Here is a 24,832-nt window from a genome sequence, read left to right as displayed (position 1 = left end):
GACTTAATTTCGACGTACGATCATCCAAGGAATAGCTGGAATCGCGGTGACGGCAACAAAGATAAAAACCGTGCGGGGGAAGGAAGAACGTGGGTGAACTTCTGGGCTCGATAGCATTTTCTTTGATCGTCATTGCCGTGATCGCCGGTGCCTGGGCCTGGATTTCGACGCTGTTCAGGAAGGGGATCATGACGCTGCTCGGCTTCGACCGGGTCTGTGTGCAGCAGTTTGAAACCGTCCTGCTCTACCGGAACGGCCGTTTTGAAAAGGCCCTGCCGCCCGGCCGGCACCGGATCCGCGCCGGCAGCCGCCAACTGGCGCGGATCGACAGACGCCCCGAGGTGTTTCGATTTGCGCAAGGCGCCGTTTCCGCCGACCGCATTGCAGTCAACCTCGTCTATGTCGTCCGAACGCAAATCGTCGATCCCCGGGCCTCGTTCGAAAGCACCCAGAACTATCGCGACGAGGTCTCCATCCGGCTGCAATCGGTCGTGAAGGCGGTATGCAGCCGAAAACCGCGCCTCGAAATTCAACTGGATCACCAGACCTTCAGCAACAGCGCGCAGAAGGCCGCCAGCCAGGTGCTGCGCGCCATCGGTTGCGAATGCCTGACATTCGAACTGCTGCAGGTCGATTCCGCAGGGCCCATCGTGGAATTGGACAGCAGGCGAATGGGATTTGCGGCGGAATAGCTCGTGCCGCGCCAACGGGCGTGGCGCTGAATAAAAAGGCATTCGCGGCAATGTGATCGCGCCCGGCTTCATCGATTCCCCGACCGACCGCGGCGCCAGCCCAAGGCGGGCCGATTCCGCGCCGACAGCGCCGTTCGGCCACCAGGGCGCGGGCCTGGAGGCAGCCTATGCTGCGCGATTCCTGATTTCGAATGAATCCTGCTACGCATGCGCATACGCCGTTTCCCGGCGCCGGCCATCTCGCCGGGATCGGGCGCAGCTCGTCTGCGCAAGCCGAATGGCTTCCGGGATTGCGAGAATTGCCCGCAATGCCCAACTCTCCCCTATCATCATTCACCCGGACATATCAGACATGAGCCAGACCAAACTGTTCGAGCCCTTCAAGCTTGGCCCGATCACGCTTCCGAACCGCTTCGCGATGGCGCCGCTGACCCGCAACCGCGCGGTGCCGCCCGGCATGGTGCCGAGCCCGCTGGCGGTGGACTATTACGGGCAGCGCGCCTCGGCAGGCCTCCTCATCACGGAAGCCAGCCAGGTTTCTCAGCAGGGCCAGGGCTATCAGGATACGCCTGGCATCTATTCGAAGGAGCAGGTCGCCGGCTGGCGCAAGGTGACCGATCGCGTGCACGAAAAAGGCGGGCGCATCTTCATCCAGATCTGGCATGTCGGCCGCATCTCGCACTCGACGCTGCAGCCCGGCGGCGGCAAGCCGGTGGCGCCATCCGCGATCCGCGCCAAGGGCAAGACGTTCGTCAACGGCACCTTCACCGAGATCTCCGAGCCGCGCGCGCTCGAGCTGTCGGAGATTCCTGATATCATCGAGGATTTCAAGCGCGGCACCGAGAATGCGCTGGCCGCCGGTTTCGACGGTATCGAGATCCACGGCGCCAACGGCTATCTGCTGGATCAGTTCGCCAAGGACGGCACCAACAAACGCACCGATGCCTATGGTGGATCGATCGAGAACCGCGCCAAGCTGATGCTGGAAGTTTCCAAGGTGGTAGCCGCGGTGGCGGGCCCTGAACGCACTGGCATCCGCATCTCGCCGGTGACGCCGGCCAATGACGTGAGCGATAGCAATCCGCAGCCTCTCTTCGATCACATCGTGGATGGGCTCAATGCGCTGAAGCTGACCTACATCCACGTCATCGAAGGCGCCACCGGCGGCCCGCGCGACGTCGCGCCGTTCGATTACGCTTCGTTGCGCAAGCGGTTCAGCGGCGCCTACGTCGCCAACAACGGCTACGATTTCGATCTCGCGACCAAGGTGCTCGAGGCTGACGCCGCCGACCTGATCGCATTTGGAAAACCGTTCATCTCGAACCCCGACCTGGTCGAGAGGTTGAAGAAGGGCGCACCGCTGAACGAGTGGGACAAGGCGACGTTCTACGGCGGCGGCGCGAAGGGCTATACGGACTATCCGACGCTTGGGGCTGCGCAGGCGGCGGAGTGAGGGCTCTCGCCGTCATTGCGAGCGAAGCGAAGCAATCCATCCGTCCGTTATGCCGCACGATGGATTGCTTCGCTTCGCTCGCAATGACGGAAAGAAAAAAGGCTGGGATCGCTCCCGGCCTTTCGCTTATGTTCCCCGGATGCTGCGCAGCGCGTAGCGGTGCGCTGCTGTTCCGGGGTCCATCCGCAATCCGGGTCCCGGCCCTGCGAAGCGGCGCAAGGGCGCCGCATCGCGTCCGGGACACGATGGTAGGCTTACTTCGCCTCTGCCCGCTTCGGCGGCGTTGCCGGCCACGACTTCACCAGCGTGTCGTAGTCGACGGTTTCGCCCTTCGGCTTTTCGTTCGCCAGCTTGCGCTGGGGAGCGATGTTGCCGTCCTTCGCGGACTTGGCGAACCAGAACTCGGCCGTCTCCTTCTTGTTCAGCTTCGGCCCGCACTCCTTCTGCACGCCGGATTTCTCCAGACGTTCGAGCACCGAGTCCTGGGCTGCAGCCAACGCATCCATCGCCGCCTGCGGCGTCTTCGCACCGGACGACGCATCGCCGATGTTCTGCCACCACAATTGCGCGAGCTTCGGATAGTCAGGCACGTTGTTGCCGGTCGGGGTCCACTGCACCCGCGCGGGCGAGCGGTAGAACTCGATCAGGCCACCGAGCTTCGGCGCACGCTCGGTAAAGGACTTGTCCCAGATGTCGGATTCACGCACGAAAGTGAGACCGACATGGCTCTTCTTCAAGGACACCGTCTTGGAGTTGATGAACTGCAGATAGAGCCAGGCCGCCTTGCGGCGATCGGGCGGGGTCGACTTCAGGAGCGTCGAGGAGCCGGCGTCCTGGTAGCCGAGCTTCATGCCCTCTTTCCAGTACGAGCCGTGCGGCGACGGCGCCATGCGCCACTTCGGCGTACCGTCCGCGTTCACGACTGCAATGCCCGGTTTCACCATGTCGGCGGTGAAGGCGGTGTACCAGAAGATCTGCTGGGCGATGTTGCCCTGCGCCGGCACCGGACCTGCCTCGGAGAAGGTCATGCCTTGCGCCTGCGGCGGGGCATACTTCTTCATCCAGTCGAGATATTTGACGATCGAATAGACCGCCGCCGGGCCGTTGGTGTCGCCGCCGCGCTCGACGGATGAACCGACGGGACGGCAGCCTTCCATGCGGATGCCCCATTCGTCGACCGGCTTGCCGTTCGGGATGCCCTTGTCGCCGTTACCGGCCATCGACAGCCAGGCGTCGGTGAAACGCCAGCCGAGCGAGGGATCCTTCTTGCCGTAGTCCATGTGGCCATAGATCTTGACGCCATTGATCTCCTTGACGTCGTTGGTGAAGAACTCGGCGATGTCTTCATAGGCCGACCAGTTCACGGGAACGCCGAGATCGTAGCCGTACTTGGCCTTGAACTTGGCCTTGTAGTCGGGATTGGAGAACCAGTCGTAGCGGAACCAATAGAGGTTCGCGAACTGCTGGTCGGGAAGCTGATAGAGCTTGCCGTCCGGGCCTGTGGTGAAGGATTTGCCGATGAAGTCGTTGACGTCGAGCTGCGGGTTGGTGACGTCCTTGCCTTCGCCGGTCATGTAATCCGACAGGATCACGGTCTGGCCGTAGCGGAAGTGGGTGCCGATCAGGTCGCTATCGTTGATCCAGCCGTCATAGACGTTCTTGCCGGACTGCATCTGGGTCTGCAGCTTTTCGACGACGTCACCTTCCTGGATCAGGTCGTGCTTGACCTTGATGCCGGTGATCTCGGTGAAGGCTTTCGCCAGCGTCCGCGATTCATATTCGTGCGTCGTGATGGTTTCCGACACGACGTTGATTTCCATGCCCTTGAGGGGTGCGGCGGCCTTTTCGAACCACTGCAGCTCCTTCAACTGGTCGGCCTTCGACAGCGTCGAGGGCTGGAACTCGCTGTCGATCCACCGTTGATTGACGGCGTCGTCCGCACGCGCAGGTGCGGCAATGGTCACGGAAGCCGCGATCAGCGCAGCCGCGCTGGTCATCGTCAGAAAGCTCTCCTTGGTCAAGGGACCATTCCTTCCTCTCAAGCGTCGCATGTTGGATCCTCCGGTTGCAGCGACAAAACAAAACTCAGGCCCGGGTTGATCCCGGATCTGCTCTTTTTCACTTCCTAGACGGTGCGGAAAATCGCAACGGCCGATAGAAGCGAAATTACGGTTGCGAGCCACAGGCTCGAAATCTCAACGCCCTCCCCGATCGGCAGCGTCAGAAGCGGGTCGGTACCGACAAAGGCAATCCACAACAGATGGATGACGGCGGCGAGCACCAGCGAAATGAACAGCCGGTCGCCGCGCGTGGTCGGGATGCGCAACACGCCGACCCGCTCGGCTTCGGGATAGGCGACCGCAAGCCAGGTCATCGCCCCCAATGTCAGCGCCAGCATCACGAAGAAAATCGCGGTCGGCAGCGTCCAGGCCATCCATGCGATATGTTCCATATGCGCCCCCTACACCCGACCGAGCGCAAAGCCGCGCGCGATGTAGTTGCGGACGAACCAGATCACCAGGGCGCCCGGGATGATGGTGAGCACGCCGGCCGCAGCCAGCAGGCCCCAATCCATGCCGGCGGCCGAGACCGTGCGGGTCATGATCGCCGAGATCGGCTTGGCGTTGACTGACGTCAAGGTGCGCGCCAGCAGCAACTCGACCCAGGAGAACATGAAGCAGAAGAACGCGGCGACGCCGATGCCGCTCGCGATCAGCGGCACCAGGATCTTGATGAAGAAGCGCGGGAACGAATAGCCGTCGAGGAACGCGGTCTCGTCGATCTCGCGCGGCACGCCGGAGACGAAGCCTTCGAGAATCCAGACCGCCAGCGGCACATTGAAGATGCAATGCGCGAGCGCGACCGCCCAGGGCGTATCGAACAGATTGATCGCCGAATAGAGATTGAAGAACGGCAGCGCATAGACCGCCGCCGGCGCCATGCGGTTCGAGAGCAGCCAGAAGAACAGATGCTTGTCGCCGAGGAAGCGGTAGCGCGAGAAGCCGTAGGCCGCCGGCAACGCCACCGCGATCGAAATCACGGTGTTGATCAGCACATAGCTCAGCGAGTTGATGTAGCCGGAATACCAGCTCTCGTCGGTGAAGATGCGCTTGTAGTTTTCCAGCGTCGGCTGGTGCGGCCACAGCGTCATGGTGGTGACGATCTCGCTGTTGGTCTTGAAGCTCATATTGACGAGCCAGTAGATCGGCAACAGCAGGAAGATCAGGAACAGCGAGATGATGAGGCGGCGGCCGGGAATCGAATGCATCAGGCGCCTCCCTTCTTGGCGGGACGCTCGGCCCCGGCGTTGGTCATCACGGTGTAGAAGATCCAGCACACGATCAGGATGATCAGATTGTAGACTAGCGAAAGTGCCGCGGCCTTGCCGAGGTCGAACTGCCCGAGCGCGATCTTGACCAGTTCGATCGAAACGAAGGTGGTCGAGTTGCCCGGTCCGCCGCCGGTCACCACGAACGGCTCGGTGTAGATCATGAAACTGTCCATGAAGCGCAGCAGCACCGCGATCAGCAGCACACGGTTCATCTTCGGCAATTGTATCGCCTTGAACACCGCCCAGCGCGAGGCGCCGTCGATCTGCGCCGCCTGGTAATAGGCGTCGGGAATCGACTTCAGCCCTGCGTAGCACAGCAGCGCAACGAGGCTGGTCCAGTGCCACACGTCCATCACGATGACGGTGGCCCAGGCATCGAACTCGTTGGAGACGTAATTGTAGTCGAAGCCGAGACCGTTGAGCGTATAGCCAAGCAGGCCGATGTCGGGCCGGCCGAAAATCTGCCAGATCGTTCCGACCACGTTCCACGGGATCAGCAGCGGCAGCGCCAGGATCACAAGGCATACGGCAACGGTCCAGCCCTCGCGCGGCATCGACAGCGCCACCACGATGCCGAGCGGCACCTCGATCGCCAGAATGATGGCGGAGAACAGCAGGTTGCGGCCGAGCGAGGCCAGGAAGCGCCCGCCGAGATCGGTCGAGGGATCGAGCAATTCCTTGAACCAGCCGACGCCGTTCCAGAAAAACTGATTGTTGCCGAACGTGTCCTGCATCGAATAATTCACGACCGTCATCAGCGGCAGCACCGCGGAGAACGCCACCACCGCGAATACCGGCAGCACCAGGAACCAGGCCTTCTGGTTGATGGTCTTGTCCATCAGGCTACCCCCTCGACCAGACGGCTGTCGGCATAGACGTGCACGTGCGCCGGATCGAATACGAGCCCGACCGAGTTGTCGGGCACGGAAAATCCTGATGGCACGCGGGCGGCGAATTTTGCATCGCCGATGCGAACGCGAGCGAAGCGGACGCGGCCTAGATCGTCGATGCGCTCGATCGTGGCCGACAACAGGCCGGACGCGGGAGCCGCGACGTTGACGAATTCCGGCCGTACGCCGATCTCGATCTTGGCGCCAGACGGCAGCACGCCGTAATTGCGATGCAGGCCGATGACATGACCGTCGATGCGCGCCTCGTGCCCGCTCACGTCAGCCGGAACTATGTTCATGCCGGGCGAGCCGATGAAATAACCGACGAAAGTATGCGCGGGCTTGTCGAACAATTCGGCCGGCGTGCCGCTCTGCACCACGCGGCCGTCATGCATGACGACGACGGTGTCGGCGAAGGTCAGCGCCTCGGTCTGGTCATGGGTGACATAGATCATCGTGAGATCGAGCTCGCGGTGCAGCGCCTTTAGTTTTGAGCGCAACTGCCATTTCAGCTCGGGATCGATCACCGTCAGCGGTTCGTCGAACAGCACCGCGGCGACGTCGGAACGGACGAGGCCGCGGCCGAGCGAAATCTTCTGCTTGGCGTCGGCAGTCAGGCGCGTCGCCTTACGGTCGAGATAGAACGTGAGGTCGAGCAGATCGGCGATCTGCCTCACCCGCGCCTCGACCTCGGCCTTCGGCACGCCGCGGTTCTGCAAGGGGAATGCGAGGTTCTGTCCGACCGTCATAGTGTCGTAGATCACGGGAAACTGGAACACCTGCGCAATGTTGCGCTTCTGGGTTGACAGCGGTGTAATGTCGGCGCCGTCGAACAGGATCTGTCCGCGCGACGGCGTGACGATGCCGGAGATCAGGTTGAGCAGCGTGGTCTTGCCGCAGCCGGACGGGCCGAGCAGCGCATAGGCGCCGCCCTGCCGCCACGTCATGGTCACCGGCTTGAGCGCAAACGATTCCTCCGGCGCGTCATTGCCGCCGTAGGAGTGCGCGAGATCGACGAGGTCAATGCGAGCCATGCTGCATCTCCCTCAAGCTTTGCCAGGCGCAGCGACCAGACGGTCGCCGGCGTCGAACACGAAAACATTGTCGGGATCGAGCACGGCATCGAGCAAATGGCCGGGCTCGTATTCATGCACGCCCGGCAGCACTGCAACCCAGTTCGAGGCACCCGCGGTTAAGATGCACAAAACTTTCCGAACCGGTGATCTCGGTCACGGTGACGGTGGCATGAAAGGCGTGGCGTCCGGCGATGCCGCTGGCCACTTCGAGTTGATGGGCGCGAAAGCCGACGCGGTAGGGACCGTCGGAAAGCTCCGCATAGAGCCCGGTGGCCGGCGCCTGGATGCCGCCGGCATATTGCACAGAACCGTTCTTCTTCTCGATACCGACGATGTTGAGCGGCGGATCGGAGAACACCTGCGCCACCCGCAGCGTATCGGGCTGGCGATAGACCTTCGACGTGTCGCCGGCCTGCAGAACCTTGCCTTCCCACATGCAGACGGTATTGCCGCCAAGCAGGAGCGCCTCCGAGGGCTCGGTCGTTGCATAGACGAAGATTGCGCCTGACGCTTCGAAAATGCGCGGCAGCTCGGTGCGCAGCTCCTCGCGAAGCTTATAGTCGAGATTGGCGAGCGGCTCGTCCAGCAGAACCAGATCGGCGCCCTTGACCAGCGCCCGCGCGATCGCGGTGCGCTGCTGCTGGCCGCCGGAAAGCTGCAGCGGCGTGCGCTTCAGATAGGGCTCGAGCCGCAGCAGTTTCGCGGCCTCCTGGACGCGCCGGTCGATTTCCTCGCGCGGCCTGCCCTGCACCCGCAGGGGCGAAGCGATGTTCTCGTAAACCGTCAGCGAGGGATAGTTGATGAACTGCTGATAGACCATCGCGACCGAACGTTGCCGCACGTCGGCGCCGGTGACGTCCTTGCCGTCGACCAGCACGCGGCCGGTCGCAGGCTTATCCAGACCAGCCAACAACCGCATGATCGACGTCTTGCCCGACAGCGTCGGTCCGAGCAGCACGCTCAGCGTGCCGCGCTCGAGCGTGAGCGAGACATCGCGAATGGTCGGGATGCCGTCCACGGTCCGCGTGACATGTTCGAGCGTGACGCTCATGTCCGCCCTCCCGCTTCGCGCAAGGGACGTTCGCCGGAGCCGCTGTTGGCCTTGATCCATTCGTCGAGGGCTGTGATTTCGTCGGCCGACAGCCGCAGGCCGAGCTTGGACCTTCGCCACACCACGTCTTCGGCGGTGCAGGCCCATTCGTTCGAGATCAGGTAGCGGACTTCACTCTCCGTCAAGGTGGCGCCGAAAGATTGGCCGAGATCGGCAAGAGACTTCGCGCTGCCGAGCAATTTTGTGGCGCGCGTGCCATAGGCATGCGCGAGCCGGTTGGCATGCGCCGGGCTGAGGAACGGATATTTCCGCGTCAGTTCCGCGGCCAGCGCGGCGACCGCCGAAACATCCATGTCGCCGCCGGGCAGCGGCGCCTTGCCGGTCCAACCTTCCTTCTCTTTCGCGCTGCGCAGATAGGGCGCGAGCCGCTCCAGCGCTTCTTCCGCCAGGCGCCGATAGGTCGTGATCTTGCCGCCATAGATCGACAGCAACGGTGCGCCACCGGGCGTATCGAGTTCGAACACGTAATCGCGGGTCGCAGCTTTCGCTTCGCTGGCGCCGTCGTCATAGAGCGGGCGGACGCCGGAATAGGTCCAGACCACATCCGCAGGCAGCACCGGCTTTTTCAGGTACTCGCTGGCGGAAGCGCAGAGATATTGAACCTCCTCTGGGCTGGCTTTTACCTTGGCCGGATCGCCGTCGTAATCGCGATCGGTGGTGCCGATCAGCGTGAAATCGTCCTGATAGGGAATGACGAAGATGATGCGGCCGTCGGCGTTCTGGAACATGTAGGCGCGGTCGTGCTCATAGAGCTTGCGCACCACGATGTGCGAGCCCTGCACCAGCCGCACTTTTGCCCGCGCGTTGACGCCGGAGCCTGACGACAGCACCTGCTCGACCCATGGGCCGCCGGCATTGACCAGCCCGCGCGCCCGGATGGTTGTGCGCTCTCCACTGATCGTATTCTCGACGGTGACCTGCCAGACGCCGTCGACCTGCCTGATCTCGACCGCGCGCGTGCGGGTGTGGATTTCGGCGCCGCGATCGGCAGCATCCCGCGCCGTCAGCACGACGAGGCGCGCGTCGTCGACGAAGCAGTCGGAATATTCGAAGCCACGCTTGTAGCGGTTGGCGATCAAGGGTTTTCCCACTTCGTCATGGGCGAGATCGACCGAGCGGGTCGGCGGCAGCAGGTGCCGGCCCCCGATATGGTCGTAGAGGAACAACCCTAGCCTGAGCAGCCAGGCCGGGCGCAGCCCTGCGTGGTGTGGCAAAACGAAACGCAGCGGCCTGATGATATGGGGCGCGATCTGCCAGAGGATTTCGCGCTCAATCAGCGCCTCACGGACCAGCCGGAACTCATAATATTCGAGATAGCGTAAGCCGCCATGCACCAGCTTGGTCGACCAGGACGACGTCCCGCTCGCCAAGTCGTTCATTTCACACAAGAAAACGGAATTGCCCCGGCCCACCGCATCGCGCGCGATGCCGCAGCCATTGATGCCGCCTCCGATAATGGCGAGATCGAATACCCTGTCCAACGAAACGCTTCCCCGGCGATCGCCTCTTCACTTCGGCGATTTTACTTTCGGATGAGAGTTAATCACAAACAAAAACGAAAGCAAGACGAAAGCGGGGAACTCGAGGGGGAAGTCTACAAATTGATCGACGCGCTCAGCCATCTCGGCAGCGGACCTCCGCTCACGACGTAAACGCCGACAGAAACACCGGCGATGGCAATCCAGTCCACTGCCGTCGGCCACTCACCCAGAATTGGAATCGCCATGACGGCAGTCATCGCCGGCGACAACGCGGCGAACGCGGCACCGCTGGAGGCGCCGAGAATGCGGACTGCCCGTCCGTAGAAGACCAGTGAAACAATAGCCGTCAGAAGCCCCTGCACGAACACTTGAAGCGCCAGATCGCCCCACGGGGCTTTGGCGAGACTGCCCCCCTCCACGACGAAATACACCGGCATGTAGAGAAACAAGGCGCCGACCGCGGTGATGCCCGCCGCATGCAGGCCATCGAGCCGCGCGCGACGCATCGCGACCGTGTAACAGGCCCAGGCCACGGCAGAACCGAGAAACAGCGCGTGCCCGACGGTCTGCGCGGACCCGACTGCGCCGCCAGTCCCCCAGGCGATGCCAAAAACGCCAAGCAGGATCAGCACGAAGCCAATCTTTTTCGCGTCGGTAAACGGCTCGTGCAGGATGGCCGCAGCAAGAAGCGCTACCGCCAGTGGCATCACCCCGGGAAACAGCGCGCCCGCATGCGCCGCAGGCGCGAACAACAGACCTGCGTTCGCCAGCAGGACAGGAGCGCTGCCGCCGATCACGATCGCCGCCAGCCCGATCCAGCCGAGCCGCTCGAGCGCGAGCCCCCTGCGCATCACGAAGGGCAGCAGAAGCATACCGGCCACGCCAAAGCGAAGCGCAGCGATGTCCCATGGCGTGAGGCTGGTCCGGAGTCCCAGGCGAGCCACCACGATCCATCCGGACCAGATGGTGACGGCTGCGAGGCCATAGAGGGCCCCGCGAATATATTCCGTAGTGGAGCGTCCAGCGACGGCAAGATCCGTCATCATCGCTTCCCCGGGGGATTGGAGTAGCCATAACCCTTTTGATATGTTTTACAGGTTATGATGGAGCATCACGCGAAGCAAGGACGACGCGCCGATCCGTTCGAATGGAGCGGCGGGCATCCGGCGCTGGACCTGGTAAACACCCTGGATGAGCGGCCCTCGCCCTCGCCGATCGAGAATCTGGCAACGTATCCTGACCTGGTGCGGTTCGCGGTGCTGGCCGGACTGATCGATCGTCGAACGGCCGCGGGTCTGCAGCGGCTCGACGGCCGCTCCGGCCCGCTTGTCGCGACACGCGCACGCAAGCTTCGTGAGCATCTTCACGATGTCGTCGCTGCTGCAAATTCGCGACGGCCGGCGCGGCAATCCGATCTCGACGCGCTATCTGCTGCGATCCAGGCGGCTCACGTGGCCCGGACGCTGGTCGTCGCATCGCCCTCGCCAGGATTGGTCAACCGCCGCTGGTCTCCTGCGCTGTCGCCTGAAATTCCCTTGCACGCCTGTTCGCTCGCGATCGAATGTCTGCTCGTTGACGAGCCGCGCAAAAGAATTCGCAAATGCGGAGCCACGGACTGCGACGTCTACTATCTCGACACCAGCAAGGGCCAGCGCCGGCAATGGTGCAGCATGAAAGGTTGCGGAAACCGCGAAAAGCAGCGGCGATGGCGATGCGCGACGCGATAGAGACGAAGGGCTATCGCAATCGAACGGCGGCGGGAGGAGGAAGCGACTCACCCGGCTCGTCGATATCCGCCGCCGGCTTGTCCATCGCCTCGACCACCTCGATGCCGCGGTGGCTGCAGATGCTGGCAAGGCCTGCCGGCAGCGGCGCATCGGTTACAAAGGTCTGGATCTGGCTGAGATGGGCGATGCGCACCGGGGCGCTGCGCCGGAGTTTTGTCGAGTCCGCGACCAGCATGACGCTGCGCGCATTGGCGATGATCGCCTGCGCCGCCTGCACTTCGCGGTAGTCGAAGTCGAGCAGCGCGCCCTCCTCGTCGATCGCGGATGCGCCGATGATGGCGTAGTCGACCTTGAACTGGCCGATCAGGCCGATCGCGGTCGAGCCGATCACCGCGCCGTCGGCACGGCGCACCGCGCCGCCCGCCACGATCACCTCGATGCGCGGGTGCCGATACAACAGCATCGCGACGTTGAGATTGTTGGTGATGACGAGCAAATCCTCATGCGAGGTCAGCGCGCTCGCGACTTCTTCCGTCGTGGTGCCAATGTTGATGAACAGCGAGCAGCCGTTCGGAATCCGCGACGCCGCGGCAATGCCGATCGCCCGCTTCTCTTCCGCCGCCACGAAACGCCGCGCCTCATAGGCGAGGTTCTCGACGCCGGAGGCAATGATGGCGCCGCCATGAATGCGGGTCAGCGAACGTTGGTCGCAGAGATCGTTGAGATCCTTGCGGATGGTCTGCGCCGAAACCTCGAAACGCTTGGCGAGGTCTTCCACCATCACCCGGCCAAAGGCGCGGGCGATGTTGAGGATTTCAGTCTGACGATGGGACAGTCCGGCCATGGCGGCGCCCTTGAGATTTGGACTTGAGATATGGGCCTGGGGCACAAAGTTGCCGTTATGGTGCGGCTGATTGGGGCTGCGGTCAACGAGTGAGATCGGCCCTGGGACTACTTGGCCGGCCGAAACAACGAATCTGGTTAAGGCGACCACGCCGGAAGCCATGCGAGCCGCACCACCTGCGGTGCTCGACAAAGCAATTTGTGGCTGCAACACTGTGATCACAACCAGAAACAAATGGAGGAAACCATGAACATCGATCGCCGTCGGCTCGCCTTGCCCGTACTCGCACTTGGGCTGGCGCTTGGGCTCATGAGCGTCGTCCCGGCTTTTGCCGGTGCGGACGAAGATGCCGTCGCGAAGAACGTCGAAGCCTTCCGTGCGGCGCAGGCGGCTGGCAATGCCGAGGGGGTCGCCCCACTCTGTGCGGACGACCTGAGCTACAGCCACTCGAACGCCAAGGTCGACACCAAGGCGTCGCTTCTCGACGGCATCGCCAAGGCCAATTACAAATGGACGTCGCTCGAATACAAGGATCCCACGGTCCGCGTCGTCGGACCGACCGCCATCGTGCGGTTCACCTTCGTCGGCGAGCAGGAGTTCACCGACGGCAAGAAGACGCCGCAGAACCTGCATATCCTGATGAATTGGCAGAAGCAGGGCAACGACTGGAAGCTGCTGTCGCGGTCGGCCACCAAGCTCTGACCACCAGGCGACCGGCGCTGGCGGGTCATGCCGCCAGCGTCATCCCGCTGGCGAGTTGCCGGGCGGCGCGCTCGGCCTCGCGTGCGTTGCGGAATATCTGCCCTTCCAGCCGGTTGAAACGGTGCGAGGCGGCAAAGAACCGATAGCCGCCGGGAGCGCGCACGATGATCCCCGCCGGCTGAGAGCCGACTTCGATAATATAGGTATCCGACATGGGCCCGGCCTCTGATTTCTTCCGGGCTTACAACGGGTTGCACGGCAAATTGTTCCTGCTTCCACGTTGCGTAACAAGGCCAACCTATGTCAAAGCTGGTCGCGGAATAGCTAGCGAATCGCTCAAATGGCTGGAGAACTGACATGATGCCGAAGTTCGCGCTCTCGATGCTGGTTGCCCTGGCGGTTTGCGCGCCGCTCCAGGAGGCGGCGGCGCAGGAAAGCACGCTCGGGGGCGCGCTGTTCGGCGGCGCGGCGGGCGCGATTGTCGGCGGGGCACTCGGCGGCGGCCGGGGTGCTGCGGTCGGCGCCATCGTGGGCGCTACGACGGGAGCCGCGATCGGCGCCCAGGGCGAGCCGCGGCCCGGCGGCTACCGCTATTATCAAGGCGGCTGCTACGTGGAGCAGCCCGGCGGCTGGCAGGAAGTTTCGCCGCGCTATTGCGGTGTCCAGGCGCAATATGCACCTCCGCCGCCCCGGGTATATGAGTATGAGGCGCCGGCTTGCACGCGCTACCGCTCCTATGATCCGCGCCGTGGCACGTTCATCGGCCGTGACGGCTACGAGCGTCCCTGCCCGTAAGATTCAGGTCGAGATCACGCCGTCCGGGCTGACCGGCTGCGGACGGCCGTTATCGTCGATCGAGACATAGGTGAAGTTGCCGTCGGTCACCAGGATCGACTGCAACTCCTTGCGGCGCACGACCCATGCTTCGAGATGGACCGTGATCGAAGTGCGCCCGACCCGCACCAGATGGCCGTAAACGGAGACGAGATCGCCGACATAGACGGCCTTGCGAAAGTTCATCGCCTCAATCGCAACGGTCACCGTGCGTGATTTCGCGATCTTGGAGGCAAATACGCCGCCACCGATGTCCATCTGGCTGAGCAGCCAGCCGCCAAAAATGTCGCCGTTGGCGTTGGTGTCGGCCGGCATCGCCAGCGTGCGGATACAGAGGTCGCCGCGTGGCTCGGTCTCGTCGGTCGTGGGCGGCGCGTGCACATGCGTCTCCGTCACTTGAAATTCTCCCAGCCGGCATCCGGCGTAAACCTCTTGCCGAACTTGTCGGTCAGGGCATCCAGCGTCGAGACGACATTGTCCACACCGCGGGTTCGCGCATAATTGAGCGGCCCGCCGCGGAACGGCGCGTAGCCGGTGCCGAAGATGACGGCGCCGTCGACCACGTCGGCATTGTCGACGATGCCCTCGCGCAAGCAGGCGACGCAGACATTCGACATCGGCAGGATCAGCCGGTCGATCATTTCGGCCGAGGGCTCCGAGATCGCCGACATGCCGCCGGTGTCGGCCTTGCCGTCCTTCCAGGTGTAAAAACCCTTGCCGGTCTTGCGGCCGAGTTCGCCCTTGGCGACCTTTTCGCGCAGCCACGCCGGCGTGGGCGGCAGCATGTCGCCAAACTTCGAGCGCAGCATATCGCCGACATCGAGGCAGATATCGAGGCCGACCTGATCGGCCAATTCGATCGGCCCCATCGGCATGCCGAACTTTTTCGCGGCGGCGTCGATCACCGTCTTGTCGACCTTCTCGTCCAGCATCACCATCGCTTCCAGCATGTACGGCGTCAGCGCGCGGTTGACGAGGAAGCCGGGCGAGGATTTCACGGGCAGCGGCAGGCGATCGATGGCGCCGACGAAGGCCAGCGCCTCCTTCAGGAGTTGCGCGTCGGTGCCGTCATGGCTGACGACCTCGACGAGTTGCAGCCGCGACACCGGATTGAAGAAGTGCAGTCCCAATAGCCGTTCGGGCCTTTGCAGCGTGGTGCGCAGGTCCTGCAGCGGAATGCTCGACGTGTTGGTGGCGAGAATCGCGCCCGGCTTCATGACAGGCTCGAGCCCGGCATAGACCTTCTGCTTCAGCTCCAGCTTTTCCGGCACCGCCTCGATGATGAGATCGGCGTTGCGGACGCCCTCGGCCTGCATGTCCGGCATCAGCCGGTCGAGCGCATCGCGCACTGAGGTGCGTTTGCGCAAAATCTTGCCGTAGAGATCGGCGGCACGCTTGATCGCGCCCGCGATCGGCTCCGGCTTCATGTCGGCGAGCGTCACCCGCAAATCCTGGCCGGCGCACCAGGCGGCGATGTCGCCGCCCATCGCGCCGGCGCCGATGACGTGGACGTGCTCGATCTTGTTGCCGCTGCCTGCGAGCTTCTTCATCTGCTCGCGCAGGAAGAAGACGCGGATCAGGTTCTGCGCGGTCGGCGTCACCATCAGCCTGGCGAAAGACGCCTTCTCCGCACTCAGCATCGCCCGCTTGTCGCCGCCATGCTTTTCCCAAAGATCGATCAGCGCGTAAGGCGCTGGGTAATGCGCTTCCGGCGCGGCCTTGGCGGCCTCGCTGCGCATGCGCCCGGCGAGGAATCCCCTGACGGGACCGAGGGTGAGAGCGTTGTTGAGCAGCCCAGGCCGCGCGCGCTTGAGGCGGCCGGACACCGCGTCCTTTACGGCATTGCGAACATGCCGCTCCTGCGTCACGGCGTCGACCAGCCCGAGCGATTTTGCCCGGCGCGCATCGATGGTCTTGCCGGTGAGCATCAGCGGCATCGCCTGCATCGGATTGACGAGCTGCGTGAACCGCACAGTACCGCCGAGGCCGGGATGCAGGCCGAGCATCACTTCGGGGAAACCGAACCGCGCGTCCTCGATCGCAATCCGCATCTGGCAGGCCAGCGCCACTTCGAGACCGCCGCCGAGGCAGAAGCCGTGGATCACGGCCACGCTCGGAACCCGCAGCGCCTCAAGCCGGTCGATCACCGCATGCGCGCGGCCGATCTCGGTTTCGACGGCCGCCACATCGGTCGCGCCGCGAAATGCATTGACGTCGGCGCCGGCGATGAAGCCGGACTTTTTGGCGGAACGGATGACGACGCCGGTGGGGCGCTGGCTTTCCAACTCCACCAGTACCTTGTCGAGCTCCTCGATCAGGTCGGCCGAGAGCGTGTTGGCGCTGGTGCCCTCGCGATCAAACAGCAGCCACGCGACGCCATCAGAATCACGCGTCAGCTTGAAATTTTTGTACGGCCCGTCGGCATCAGGCTTCGGCCCGAGTTCGAGCACGCGATCGCCGAGAACGTTCATGATCTGGCTATCCATGCTCACACCGTCTCTATCAGCATCGCGCCGCCCTGCCCGCCGCCGATGCATTCGGTGGCGATGCCGCGCCGTGTGCCCAACCGCTTCATGGCATTGACGAGGTGCAGCACGATACGGTTGCCACTGCAGCCCACGGGATGGCCGAGACTGATCGCGCCGCCATCGACGTTCAATTTGGTCTGATCGAGTTCGCCGGCCGCGCCGTCGAGGCCGAGAATTTCTTTACAGAACTTCTTGTCGTTCCAGGCGGCGAGACAGCCCAGCACCTGCGTCGCAAACGCCTCGTTCAATTCCCAGGTCTCGATATCGGAGAGTGTCAGTTCGTTGCGTTTCAAAAGCTCGGTTGCCGACAGCACCGGGCCCAGGCCCATGATGCCGGGATCGAGCGCCGACCACTGGCTGTCGAGAATGGCCGCCTTTGGCGTCAGCCCGTGCTTGGCCACGGCCTCTTCGGACGCGAGGATCACCCAGGACGCGCCGTCGGTGATCTGCGAGGAATTGCCCGCGGTGACCTTGCCCCACGGACGCTCGAACACCGGTCGCAGTTTCGCCAAGCTTTCCGGCGTCGAGTCCGGGCGCACACCGTCGTCATGATCGTAGAATTTTCCATCGCGCGCGAACGCGGTTTCGATCTCGCCCTTGAGCCAGCCTTCCGACTGTGCTTTTGCCAACCGCCTGTGGCTTTCGGCGGCATAGGCATCCGACTGCGCGCGGGTGACGCCGAAGAGATGCCCGACCACTTCGGCGGTCTGGCCCATATTGAGTTCAGTGATGGGATCGGTGAGGCCGCGCTCCAGTCCAATGATCGGCTTGAAATAGCTCGGCTTCACCTTCAGCGCGGCCATGATTTTTGCGCCGATACCTTTCGCACCCGCAAGGCCCGCGAACCAGCGCACACCCTGTTGCGGCCACACCAGCGGCGCGTGGCTCAGCGCCTCGGCGCCGCCGGCCAGGATCAGGTCGGAGACACCCTCGCGGATGTAGCGGTAAGCCGTGTCGATCGACTGCATGCCGGAGCCGCAATTGATCTGCACCGTGAAGGCGACCATCTTCTCGCCCATGCCGAGCCGCAGCGCGGCGACGCGGGCTGGGTTCATTTCGTCGGCGATGACGTTGACGCAGCCGAGGATGACTTGATCGAAAGCGTTGGGCGCGAAAGGCTGCCGCGCCAATAGCGGCCGGCCGCATTGCACGGCGAGATCGACCGGGGTAAACGGGCCCGGACCCGAGCGCGCTTTCAGAAACGGCGTCCGGCTGCCGTCAACGATAAAGACCGGTCGCGCCATCAGCTCGCTGCCCTCTGCTCACCCAGTTCCTGGAAGAATTGATGCACGTCGGCGCCCTTCCTGTAAATTGGCGACAACGCCTCGGCTGCGAAATCGTCGACTTCGATGACTTTGGCAACGGCCTCGTGTGCGGCCTGCAGCTTCTCGCCGTCGGCCTGCGTGATGACGCCCTTCTTGACCGCCTCCTTCCAGTCATGCAGGCGCGCGGCGCGCATCTGCCTGGAAAAATCTTCTGCCGCCGTGACCAGAACGAACGCCTTCTCCAGCCGCGCGATGCCGCCATCATCGTCGACCGCGGAAAGATCTGATGTCAGCCGGTCGCGCGCCGCCGACGGCTCCAGCACGAGCTGCGCGCATTGATGCACGACGCGGTCGGACGGGCCGGTCACCCTTGCGCCGAACGGCTGGATCAGGAATTTCAGGATCACGGCCACGAACCGGTTCGGCAGGTTGGCGAGGATTTCGGCAAAGCGGTTCTCGATCGTCTTGAAGCCACTGGCCATGCACCATTCGAGCGCGGCGAAATCTTCCTTCTGCCGTCCCTCGTCCTGCCAGCGTTTTAGCGCCGCCGACAACAGATAGAGTTCGGAAAGGATATCGCCAAACCTCGCCGAGAGCATCTCCTTGCGCTTGAGCGCGCCGCCGAGTGTCAGCAGCGCCATGTCCGCGCACAAAGCAAACGCCGACGAATAGCGCGAGAGCTGACGATAGAACCGTGTTGCGTCGCCGGCATCGGGCGCCGGGGCAAACAGCCCGCCGCTCCAGCTTCGGCCCCAGGCGCGGAACATGGTTTTAAAACTGTGGCCGACATGATTCCAGAACGCCCTGTCAAAAGCGTCGAGCCCCTTGGCGCGATCGGCTTCGCCGAGCGCGTTCATCTCCTCGAGCAAATAGGGGTGCGCACGGATTGCGCCCTGCCCGAACACGATCAGATTGCGGGTCAGGATATTGGCGCCCTCGACGGTGATGCCGACCGGCACCGAGCGATAGAGATTGCCAAGATAATTTTGCGGCCCATCGATCACGGCCTTGCCGCCATGGATGTCCATGGCGTCATCGATCGCGATCCGCATTCGCTCGGTGGCGTGCAGCTTCATGATGCCGGAAATGACGGCGGGATGATGCCCCTGGTTGAGCGCGGCACAGGTCAGCCGCCGCGCGGCGTCGAGCAGATAGGCGGTGCCGGCGATGCGGGCGAGCGGCTCCTCGATGCCTTCGAACTTGCCGATGGAGATGCCGAACTGTTCGCGGATGCGGGCATAGGCGCCGGTGGTTCGTGCGGCATAGGCCGCGCCCGCGGCCGACAGCGACGGCAGCGAGATGCCGCGGCCGGCGGCCAGCGCCGTCATCAGCATCTTCCAGCCTTGCCCGAGCCGCTCTTGTCCGCCGATGATGTAGTCCATCGGAATGAACACGTCGCGGCCCCAGTTCGGGCCGTTCTGGAACACCTGCATCGCCGGCAGATGGCGGCGGCCGATCTCGACGCCGGGCAGATCGGTCGGGATCAGGGCCACGGTAATGCCGAGCTCTTCCTGATCTCCCACGAGATGATCGGGGTCATGGGCCTTGAAGGCGAGACCGAGCAGCGTCGCGACCGGCCCCAGCGTGATGTAGCGCTTGTGCCAGTTCAGCCTTAAACCCCAGCACGTCGCGGCCTTCGAAATTGCCCTTGCAGATGATGCCGGTGTCGACCATCGATGCCGCATCCGAGCCGGCTTCGGGGCTTGTGAGGCCGAAGCAGGGAATGTCCGTACCCTCGGCAAGCCGTGGCAACCATTTCTGCTGCTGCTCCTTGGTGCCGAAGCGCATCAAGAGTTCGCCCGGCCCGAGCGAGTTCGGCACCATCACGGTGACGGCAGCGGTGAGCGAGCGCGAGGAAAGTTTTCGCACCACTTCCGAATGCGCATAGGGCGAGAATCCGAGCCCGCCAAATTCCTTCGGGATGATCATGCCGAAGAATTTGTGACGCTTGATGAACGCCCACGCCTCCGGCGGCAGGTCGCGCCATTCCCAATTGATCCTCCACTCGTCGAGCATGGCGCAGAGCTCGTCGACCGGGCCATTGAGGAAGGCCTGTTCTTCCGCAGTCAGCGTCGCCGGCGCGTTCGCCAGCAATTTCGACCAGTCAGGATTGCCGGTGAAGAGGTCGGCGTCCCACCAGACGTCACCCGCCTCGAGCGCCTCGCGCTCGGTGTCGGACATCGCGGGCATTGCGCCACGCGCGAAAGCGAAGATCGGCTTGCTGATGAAATCGCGGCGGAAGCTCATGGCGAACCCTCCTGGTCTGCGGCGCGAGGTCGCGCCCCACCTGTGCCAAACGACGGCCCATTCTAGCTGAAACGCACGGGTTTCGGGGACGCTTCGCATCGGGAATGAAGCGAAATTAATAAACCGGGAGATAACGGCCGAGGCCCGAGCCCGTTCCAAAATGGCTGTATTGACCGGCGGTTAGAGACCGGTGAGGTTACCGGGTGGTTGCCGTCTGGAATGCCCGCCGGCCTCAAACCGGGGGCACGCCGGTGTTATGAATCACGCTTGTTGCGTCGTCGCTCATTGGGGACGAATACGGCAAACACTTCCTTGACGCGAACGGCAGGCGTGACGTCGCGGGTAAAGCGAAGCTCCGCGGTGGTCCGGGTTTCCCTCCACGCGAGGCGCGTAAAGCGCGCTGGCGTACAGCGATCCGTCAAACCGCAAATTGCTCTCGTCGTCGGTGAGATAGGCATTCGAAATAAACAGGAAAACGAACAGCGTCGATCCTACGACGGCAAAATATTTGAATACGGGCATTGGTACACAAGCCTCTCCCTTTCTGGAAAAGGAAGGTGCAGCACGCGCCGTAAAAGCCGGGTTTAGACGCGCCCTGCTTTTGCCCAAACGGTTGGCTGCGGATTGCCAGATTGTGACGAATTTTAATGAATCGCCGCTGATGACGTGGACATCGACGTCTCACGGAAATTCTCTTCGAATCCTGCCGAAGCTGACGAAAAATCAGAATGAAAAATTGACTAACGAGACAGCCTGTTAAGAAGCGCCACGAGTTCGCCCTGGCGATGCGTGCCGGTTCTGTTGAAAATTGCCTTGAGATGAGTTCGCGCTGTTTCCACGGTGACGCCCAATTCGGCCGCAGCAGTCTCCATGGAACTTCCTGTCGCGAGCTTTCCCGCCAACATGGCTTGTGCCGGCGTGAGCTCAAAGACTTTCCCAAGGATATCGGGATTGACGGTCGCAGTGCCTTCGAGATCGCTTAGTGCGAGCACGGCGCGCGCGCCAAGAAACGGGCTTCGCGCCGCCGGTGGAACGGGTAGCGTCTTCAGCACCAGAGGCCGCTTGCTTTCTCGCCTGACGATGATCGGATCGACGCGACAAGCTTGCTGGTCCGACGTCTCTTTAAGCCGGTCGATCACTTCGGATAATTCGGAATTGGCGCGGCTGTCGCGAAGTACCAGCCGATTGTTTCGAACGAGGATTTCGCCGCCAATATAGGCCTCCATCCGTCGGTTCAAGCCAAGCAATCCTCCATGGCGATCAATCGCCAATGCAGGTCGTTGCATGAGGTCAAGGGCGTTCGTCACGCTCAGGATGGCAGCCCGCCCGACCGCGGTGGAAAGCGTGGCAGCCTCGGTAAGCCTGTGCGAAAGCCGCGACAGCGCCTTCACCTCGTCGGATTCGAACATTCCTTGCTTGGGGGTACGCTGAATCGTTAATCCCCACAGCGCCGGGCCAGCCCTGAAGCCGATCGCCGCAAACCACTTCAATCCGTATCCGGCGAGATTTGCGTAGAGGGGATCGCGCAGCATCTCGGCTTCCGATCTGAACAGATCGGCATCCCTAACCACGTCGGCGCCGGCCTGAAGAAGAGGAACGCCTCGCGCAGCCCTTACGTCGGCCACATGGAATTTATGACGGAAGTAGTTGTCGAAAAATTCGGAGACGGCTTCGGTCCTTGGAATGTCCTCGGTTCGCACGTCGCTTTGCAGCATCGCCGCGCCCTTGGCATCAGCAGCCTGGCATATGTCCTCCATCAGTTCGGTCCAGACCAATGGGTCCAGGACGGCATCGCCGAGGCGTTTGCCGACATCCTCGAGCTTTCGAACGTCAAACAAAATTCCTGCCCCCCAAAATTCCTGCCCCTAAGACTCCATCGGCCGGCCGAACCAGTCTGCTTGAGTTTAGCGAAGGAGCAAGCGCCGAGCTTTTTTTGCGACCGGAAAAGCGGGCACCTAAAACCGTGCGGAAAGGTTTACGGTATCAAAACACCACTATGCCGGCAGGCTGGAGCTGATGATTCCTCGACTTCAGACAGCGGACTAGCAGCTCTAAAATGATCAAGCGTCGGCGGGTTACGCCGGCGCTTGATCGTCGTATCGAGGGATCTGCAGAGCCAGTCGTCAACCCGGTCCTGCGCCTTGCGTTGCCGTATACACGGCGTAGAGCGACTGGCTCGCGGCCATGAACAGGCGGTTACGCTTGGGGCCGCCGAAGCAGATATTGCCGCACACTTCCGGCAGGCGGATGCGGCCGAGCAGCTTGCCCTCCGGCGACCACACCGTCACGCCGCTGTAGCCGACGGCGCGGCCGGCGTTGCTCGAACACCAGACGTTGCCGTTGACGTCGCAGCGCACGCCGTCCGGTCCGCATTTCACGCCGTCGACCATGAAATCGCTGAACCGCTTGTGGTTGCTGAGCTTGTTGTCGGTGCCGACATCGAACACAAACACATCGCCCTTGCCGCCCGCACCGGTGTCGCCCGGCCCCTTGCCGGTAGAGGCGACGTAGAGCTTCTTGTAGTCGGGCGAGAAGCAGAGGCCGTTAGGATCGGGCACCTGCTCCTCAGTCACCACGAGGTCGATGCGGCCCGACGGATCGATGCGATAGCAATTGGTCGGCAGTTCGCGCTTGCCCGGCACGAAGCCGGCCGGCTGGCCGATCCGCGGATTGAGCTTGCCGGCGGAATTGCTCGGGCCGCCCGCGACGTCAGGCTCGCCCTCATAGAGCTGGCCGCCATAGGGCGGGTCGGTGAACCAGTAGCTGCCGTCCGGATGGGCGACGACGTCGTTGGGTGAGTTGAGCTTCTTGCCGTTGTAGGAATCGGCCAGCACGGTCGCGGTGCCGTCGTGCTCATAGCGCACCACGCGGCGGGTGAGATGTTCGCAGGAGAGCTGGCGGCCCTGGAAATCGAACGAGTTGCCGTTGGAGTTGTTGGAGGGCGCGCGGAAGACGCTGACGTGACCATCATCCTCGGACCATCGCATCTGCCTGTTGTTGGGGATGTCGCTCCACAAGAGATAGCGGCCCTGCGCACTCCAGGCCGGGCCTTCGGCCCACAACACACCGCTGTGGAGGCGCTTGATTGCGGTGTTGGGCTGGGCGAGATCGTTGAAGGATGGGTCGACCGCGATAATGTCGGGGTCCCAGAAATAGGTGGTCGGGGCGCCGCGCGGACCGAAATCGCGCGGCGGGCTGGTGATCGTCGACGGCGGCGCTACGGGGCCGCCTTGAGGACCCGCTTGGGCCAGCGCGCCGCCGACCCCCGCCACGGTGGCGCCGGCGCAGGCGGCCAGGCCGTGGACAAGCGTTCGTCGTGAGATCGTGGTTTCCGGGTCGCGCTGTTCGGGGCGTTGCATTGCATCCTCCCAATGTGTGTGCCGGCCGTTGATCCGGCCTGGCAACTTGAGGTTAATCCGGGCCGTGTCCGGTTGCGAGAGCTGGTTACGATTCCGCTCGCAGTTCAAGCTCGCAATGCAAGATGGCTTTACCTTGTCGAATTCAATTCCGTGGCTTGCTTGGGCAAGTGCCCAAATCCAGGACATCGCGACCAAAATTCCGATGACATCCGACACGATCTTTGCGCTTCATTCGATGACGAAGCCTATCACCAGCGTCGCGGCGATGACATCGCGCCTGCGATCACTTCTTGTTGGCCGCTTCGCGCTCGATAAAGACGACCTCTACGCCCTTCTTGAGGAGCCTTGCCAATTTGTCAGCGTCCCAGTTGGTGAGGCGCACGCAGCCGTGCGACTCCGCCTTGCTCACCTTTGACGGATTCGCCGTTCCGTGAATGCCAAAACCTTCCGCTGAAAGTCCGATCCATTGGGAGCCGACGGGATTGTTGGGGCCGGGCTTGATCTTGAAGGCTCGTTTGGATTTGACTCCCTTGAACTTGTAATCCGGGTTGTAGCGATAATACGGATTTGCATCGATCGAGATCACCTTGAGGACGCCGCTGGGGCTCGGCTTCTCCTCGCTCCCCACGGTTGCGGGAAAGAAGGCGATCAGTTCGGAATTCGCGAAGGCCTTGACGGTTTGGGACGTCTTGTCGACTTCGACACGCGTCACGGCTGACTTGCTCTCCTTGACCGCGACGTTCATCACCGCGATCGTTTGACCGGCCTCGTCGAATTTCTTGCCGGGGTTGAGGGCCGCGAGCAATGCCTCGCTCATGTGAAACCGCTCGGCGATGGCTTCCCGCGGGCTGGTGTAGTCGAGCGAGTTCAGGCCCTTGAGGTCTTCCATCTTCGCAGGCAGCTTCTTCAGAAACGGCCCTTTGACGTCCTTCTCCGTGATCTTGTAGTCGACGACGATCGGATCCGATCCGGTGGCCAGCAAGGCGCCCCAGATTTCGGACGTCAGCGGCTGCTTGTTGCTCACGGCCAGGCCTTTGGCTTCGGCAAATGCCCTCAGGGCTTTTTGGGCGTTCTCGCCCAGCTTGCCGTCGATCTCACCGGGCGAGAAGCTGGCGCGGTCAAGCAGCACCTGCGCCTTGACGATGACGGGATTGATCTTGTCGTCGCCCGCCAGCTTGCCCTTGAATTCGGCGTTGTTGATCGCCGCTGCATCGAGGCCCGCGAAGGCCGGACAGACAAGGCAGACGAGCAACATCATTCCGGCAAACAAGCGGATCATCGGCAAATCTCCA

General features: G+C 62.8%; 19 protein-coding genes and 4 pseudogenes. 6 read left to right on the top strand and 17 right to left on the bottom strand.

Annotation, left to right across the window (positions count from 1 at the left end; translation table 11 throughout):
* Window positions 1-89: 89 nt before the first annotated feature.
* The gene (locus tag V1293_RS31555; RefSeq protein ID WP_334515092.1) at window positions 90-692 is read left to right on the top strand and encodes an SPFH domain-containing protein; all 603 of its coding nucleotides are present in this window, start codon (window positions 90-92) and stop codon (window positions 690-692) included.
* A gap of 352 nt (window positions 693-1,044) precedes the next feature.
* Window positions 1,045-2,145, top strand: coding sequence for an alkene reductase (locus V1293_RS31550; protein WP_334515090.1), 1,101 nt, complete (start codon window positions 1,045-1,047; stop codon window positions 2,143-2,145).
* A 254-nt stretch (window positions 2,146-2,399) separates the two neighbouring features.
* On the opposite strand, the gene V1293_RS31545 is transcribed toward V1293_RS31550, so the two are convergent.
* The 8 genes and pseudogenes from V1293_RS31545 to V1293_RS31510 all read right to left on the bottom strand — a co-directional run bounded on the left by V1293_RS31545 (window position 2,400) and on the right by V1293_RS31510 (window position 11,077).
* Complete coding sequence (locus V1293_RS31545) at window positions 2,400-4,196, bottom strand: ABC transporter substrate-binding protein (RefSeq protein ID WP_334515089.1); 1,797 nt, start codon at window positions 4,194-4,196, stop codon at window positions 2,400-2,402.
* Between the two features lie 74 nt (window positions 4,197-4,270).
* Window positions 4,271-4,597 carry a DUF2160 domain-containing protein gene (locus tag V1293_RS31540; protein WP_334515087.1) on the bottom strand — a complete coding sequence of 109 codons (327 nt, stop codon included), beginning with the start codon at window positions 4,595-4,597 and terminating at the stop codon, window positions 4,271-4,273.
* A gap of 9 nt (window positions 4,598-4,606) precedes the next feature.
* A complete protein-coding gene (locus V1293_RS31535) occupies window positions 4,607-5,413 on the bottom strand; it encodes a carbohydrate ABC transporter permease (protein ID WP_334515086.1) in 807 nt (268 codons plus the stop codon).
* Window positions 5,413-6,315, bottom strand: coding sequence for a carbohydrate ABC transporter permease (locus V1293_RS31530; protein ID WP_334515083.1), 903 nt, complete (start codon window positions 6,313-6,315; stop codon window positions 5,413-5,415). Before V1293_RS31530 ends, V1293_RS31535 begins: the two co-directional genes overlap by 1 nt.
* Entirely contained in the window at window positions 6,315-7,400 is a 1,086-nt protein-coding gene (locus tag V1293_RS31525) for an ABC transporter ATP-binding protein (RefSeq protein WP_334515081.1), read from the bottom strand. Before V1293_RS31525 ends, V1293_RS31530 begins: the two co-directional genes overlap by 1 nt.
* Window positions 7,401-7,412: 12 nt before the next feature.
* Window positions 7,413-8,493: pseudogene (locus V1293_RS31520) on the bottom strand (ABC transporter ATP-binding protein).
* Window positions 8,490-10,034, bottom strand: a complete 1,545-nt coding sequence (gene glpD / locus V1293_RS31515; RefSeq protein ID WP_334515079.1) for a glycerol-3-phosphate dehydrogenase — start codon at window positions 10,032-10,034, stop codon at window positions 8,490-8,492. The pseudogene V1293_RS31520 and the gene glpD overlap by 4 nt, the downstream one beginning before the upstream one ends.
* Window positions 10,035-10,147: 113 nt before the next feature.
* The gene (locus V1293_RS31510) at window positions 10,148-11,077 is read right to left on the bottom strand and encodes a DMT family transporter (RefSeq protein ID WP_334515077.1); all 930 of its coding nucleotides are present in this window, start codon (window positions 11,075-11,077) and stop codon (window positions 10,148-10,150) included.
* Window positions 11,078-11,134: 57 nt separating this feature from the next.
* On the opposite strand from V1293_RS31510, the gene V1293_RS31505 reads away from it, so the two are divergent.
* Entirely contained in the window at window positions 11,135-11,761 is a 627-nt protein-coding gene (locus V1293_RS31505) for a CGNR zinc finger domain-containing protein (RefSeq protein ID WP_334515075.1), read from the top strand.
* 10 nt (window positions 11,762-11,771) lie between these two features.
* Here V1293_RS31505 and V1293_RS31500 read toward each other — a convergent pair whose 3' ends face one another.
* Window positions 11,772-12,605: a DeoR/GlpR family DNA-binding transcription regulator gene (locus V1293_RS31500; RefSeq protein ID WP_334515073.1), complete on the bottom strand. Its 834-nt coding sequence runs from the start codon at window positions 12,603-12,605 to the stop codon at window positions 11,772-11,774.
* 246 nt (window positions 12,606-12,851) lie between these two features.
* Between V1293_RS31500 and V1293_RS31495 the strand changes: the two genes are divergently transcribed.
* A complete protein-coding gene (locus V1293_RS31495; RefSeq protein WP_334515071.1) occupies window positions 12,852-13,307 on the top strand; it encodes a nuclear transport factor 2 family protein in 456 nt (151 codons plus the stop codon).
* A gap of 25 nt (window positions 13,308-13,332) precedes the next feature.
* Here the strand turns inward: V1293_RS31495 and V1293_RS31490 are convergent, their stop codons facing one another.
* Window positions 13,333-13,521, bottom strand: a complete 189-nt coding sequence (locus V1293_RS31490) for a hypothetical protein (RefSeq protein WP_334384803.1) — start codon at window positions 13,519-13,521, stop codon at window positions 13,333-13,335.
* 143 nt (window positions 13,522-13,664) lie between these two features.
* Here V1293_RS31490 and V1293_RS31485 point away from each other — a divergent pair.
* Both V1293_RS31485 and V1293_RS36260 read left to right on the top strand, forming a co-directional pair.
* Window positions 13,665-13,964: pseudogene (locus tag V1293_RS31485) on the top strand (glycine zipper domain-containing protein); the annotation flags it as partial.
* 72 nt (window positions 13,965-14,036) lie between these two features.
* Window positions 14,037-14,102: pseudogene (locus tag V1293_RS36260) on the top strand (BA14K family protein); the annotation flags it as partial.
* A 3-nt stretch (window positions 14,103-14,105) separates the two neighbouring features.
* Here the strand turns inward: V1293_RS36260 and V1293_RS31480 are convergent.
* From V1293_RS31480 to V1293_RS31445, 7 genes and pseudogenes are all read right to left on the bottom strand, one after another.
* On the bottom strand, window positions 14,106-14,537 hold the full coding sequence (locus V1293_RS31480; protein WP_334515070.1) for an acyl-CoA thioesterase: 432 nt from the start codon (window positions 14,535-14,537) through the stop codon (window positions 14,106-14,108).
* Entirely contained in the window at window positions 14,534-16,627 is a 2,094-nt protein-coding gene (locus V1293_RS31475; protein WP_334515069.1) for a 3-hydroxyacyl-CoA dehydrogenase NAD-binding domain-containing protein, read from the bottom strand. The genes V1293_RS31480 and V1293_RS31475 overlap by 4 nt, the downstream gene beginning before the upstream one ends.
* Before the next feature lie 2 nt (window positions 16,628-16,629).
* Entirely contained in the window at window positions 16,630-17,913 is a 1,284-nt protein-coding gene (locus V1293_RS31470) for an acetyl-CoA C-acetyltransferase (protein WP_334515067.1), read from the bottom strand.
* Window positions 17,913-20,181: pseudogene (locus V1293_RS31465) on the bottom strand (acyl-CoA dehydrogenase). The gene V1293_RS31470 and the pseudogene V1293_RS31465 overlap by 1 nt, the downstream one beginning before the upstream one ends.
* Before the next feature lie 740 nt (window positions 20,182-20,921).
* A complete protein-coding gene (locus V1293_RS31460; protein ID WP_334515066.1) occupies window positions 20,922-22,019 on the bottom strand; it encodes a helix-turn-helix transcriptional regulator in 1,098 nt (365 codons plus the stop codon).
* Between the two features lie 285 nt (window positions 22,020-22,304).
* The gene (locus V1293_RS31455; RefSeq protein ID WP_334515064.1) at window positions 22,305-23,540 is read right to left on the bottom strand and encodes an SMP-30/gluconolactonase/LRE family protein; all 1,236 of its coding nucleotides are present in this window, start codon (window positions 23,538-23,540) and stop codon (window positions 22,305-22,307) included.
* 283 nt (window positions 23,541-23,823) lie between these two features.
* Window positions 23,824-24,819, bottom strand: coding sequence for a L,D-transpeptidase family protein (locus V1293_RS31445; protein WP_334515062.1), 996 nt, complete (start codon window positions 24,817-24,819; stop codon window positions 23,824-23,826).
* Window positions 24,820-24,832: the final 13 nt, after the last annotated feature.

It is taken from the genome of Bradyrhizobium sp. AZCC 1693, assembly GCF_036924745.1.
GTDB lineage: Bacteria > Pseudomonadota > Alphaproteobacteria > Rhizobiales > Xanthobacteraceae > Bradyrhizobium.
Note: the sequence above shows the minus strand (reverse complement) of the source record. Positions and strands in the feature narration are given on the sequence as shown.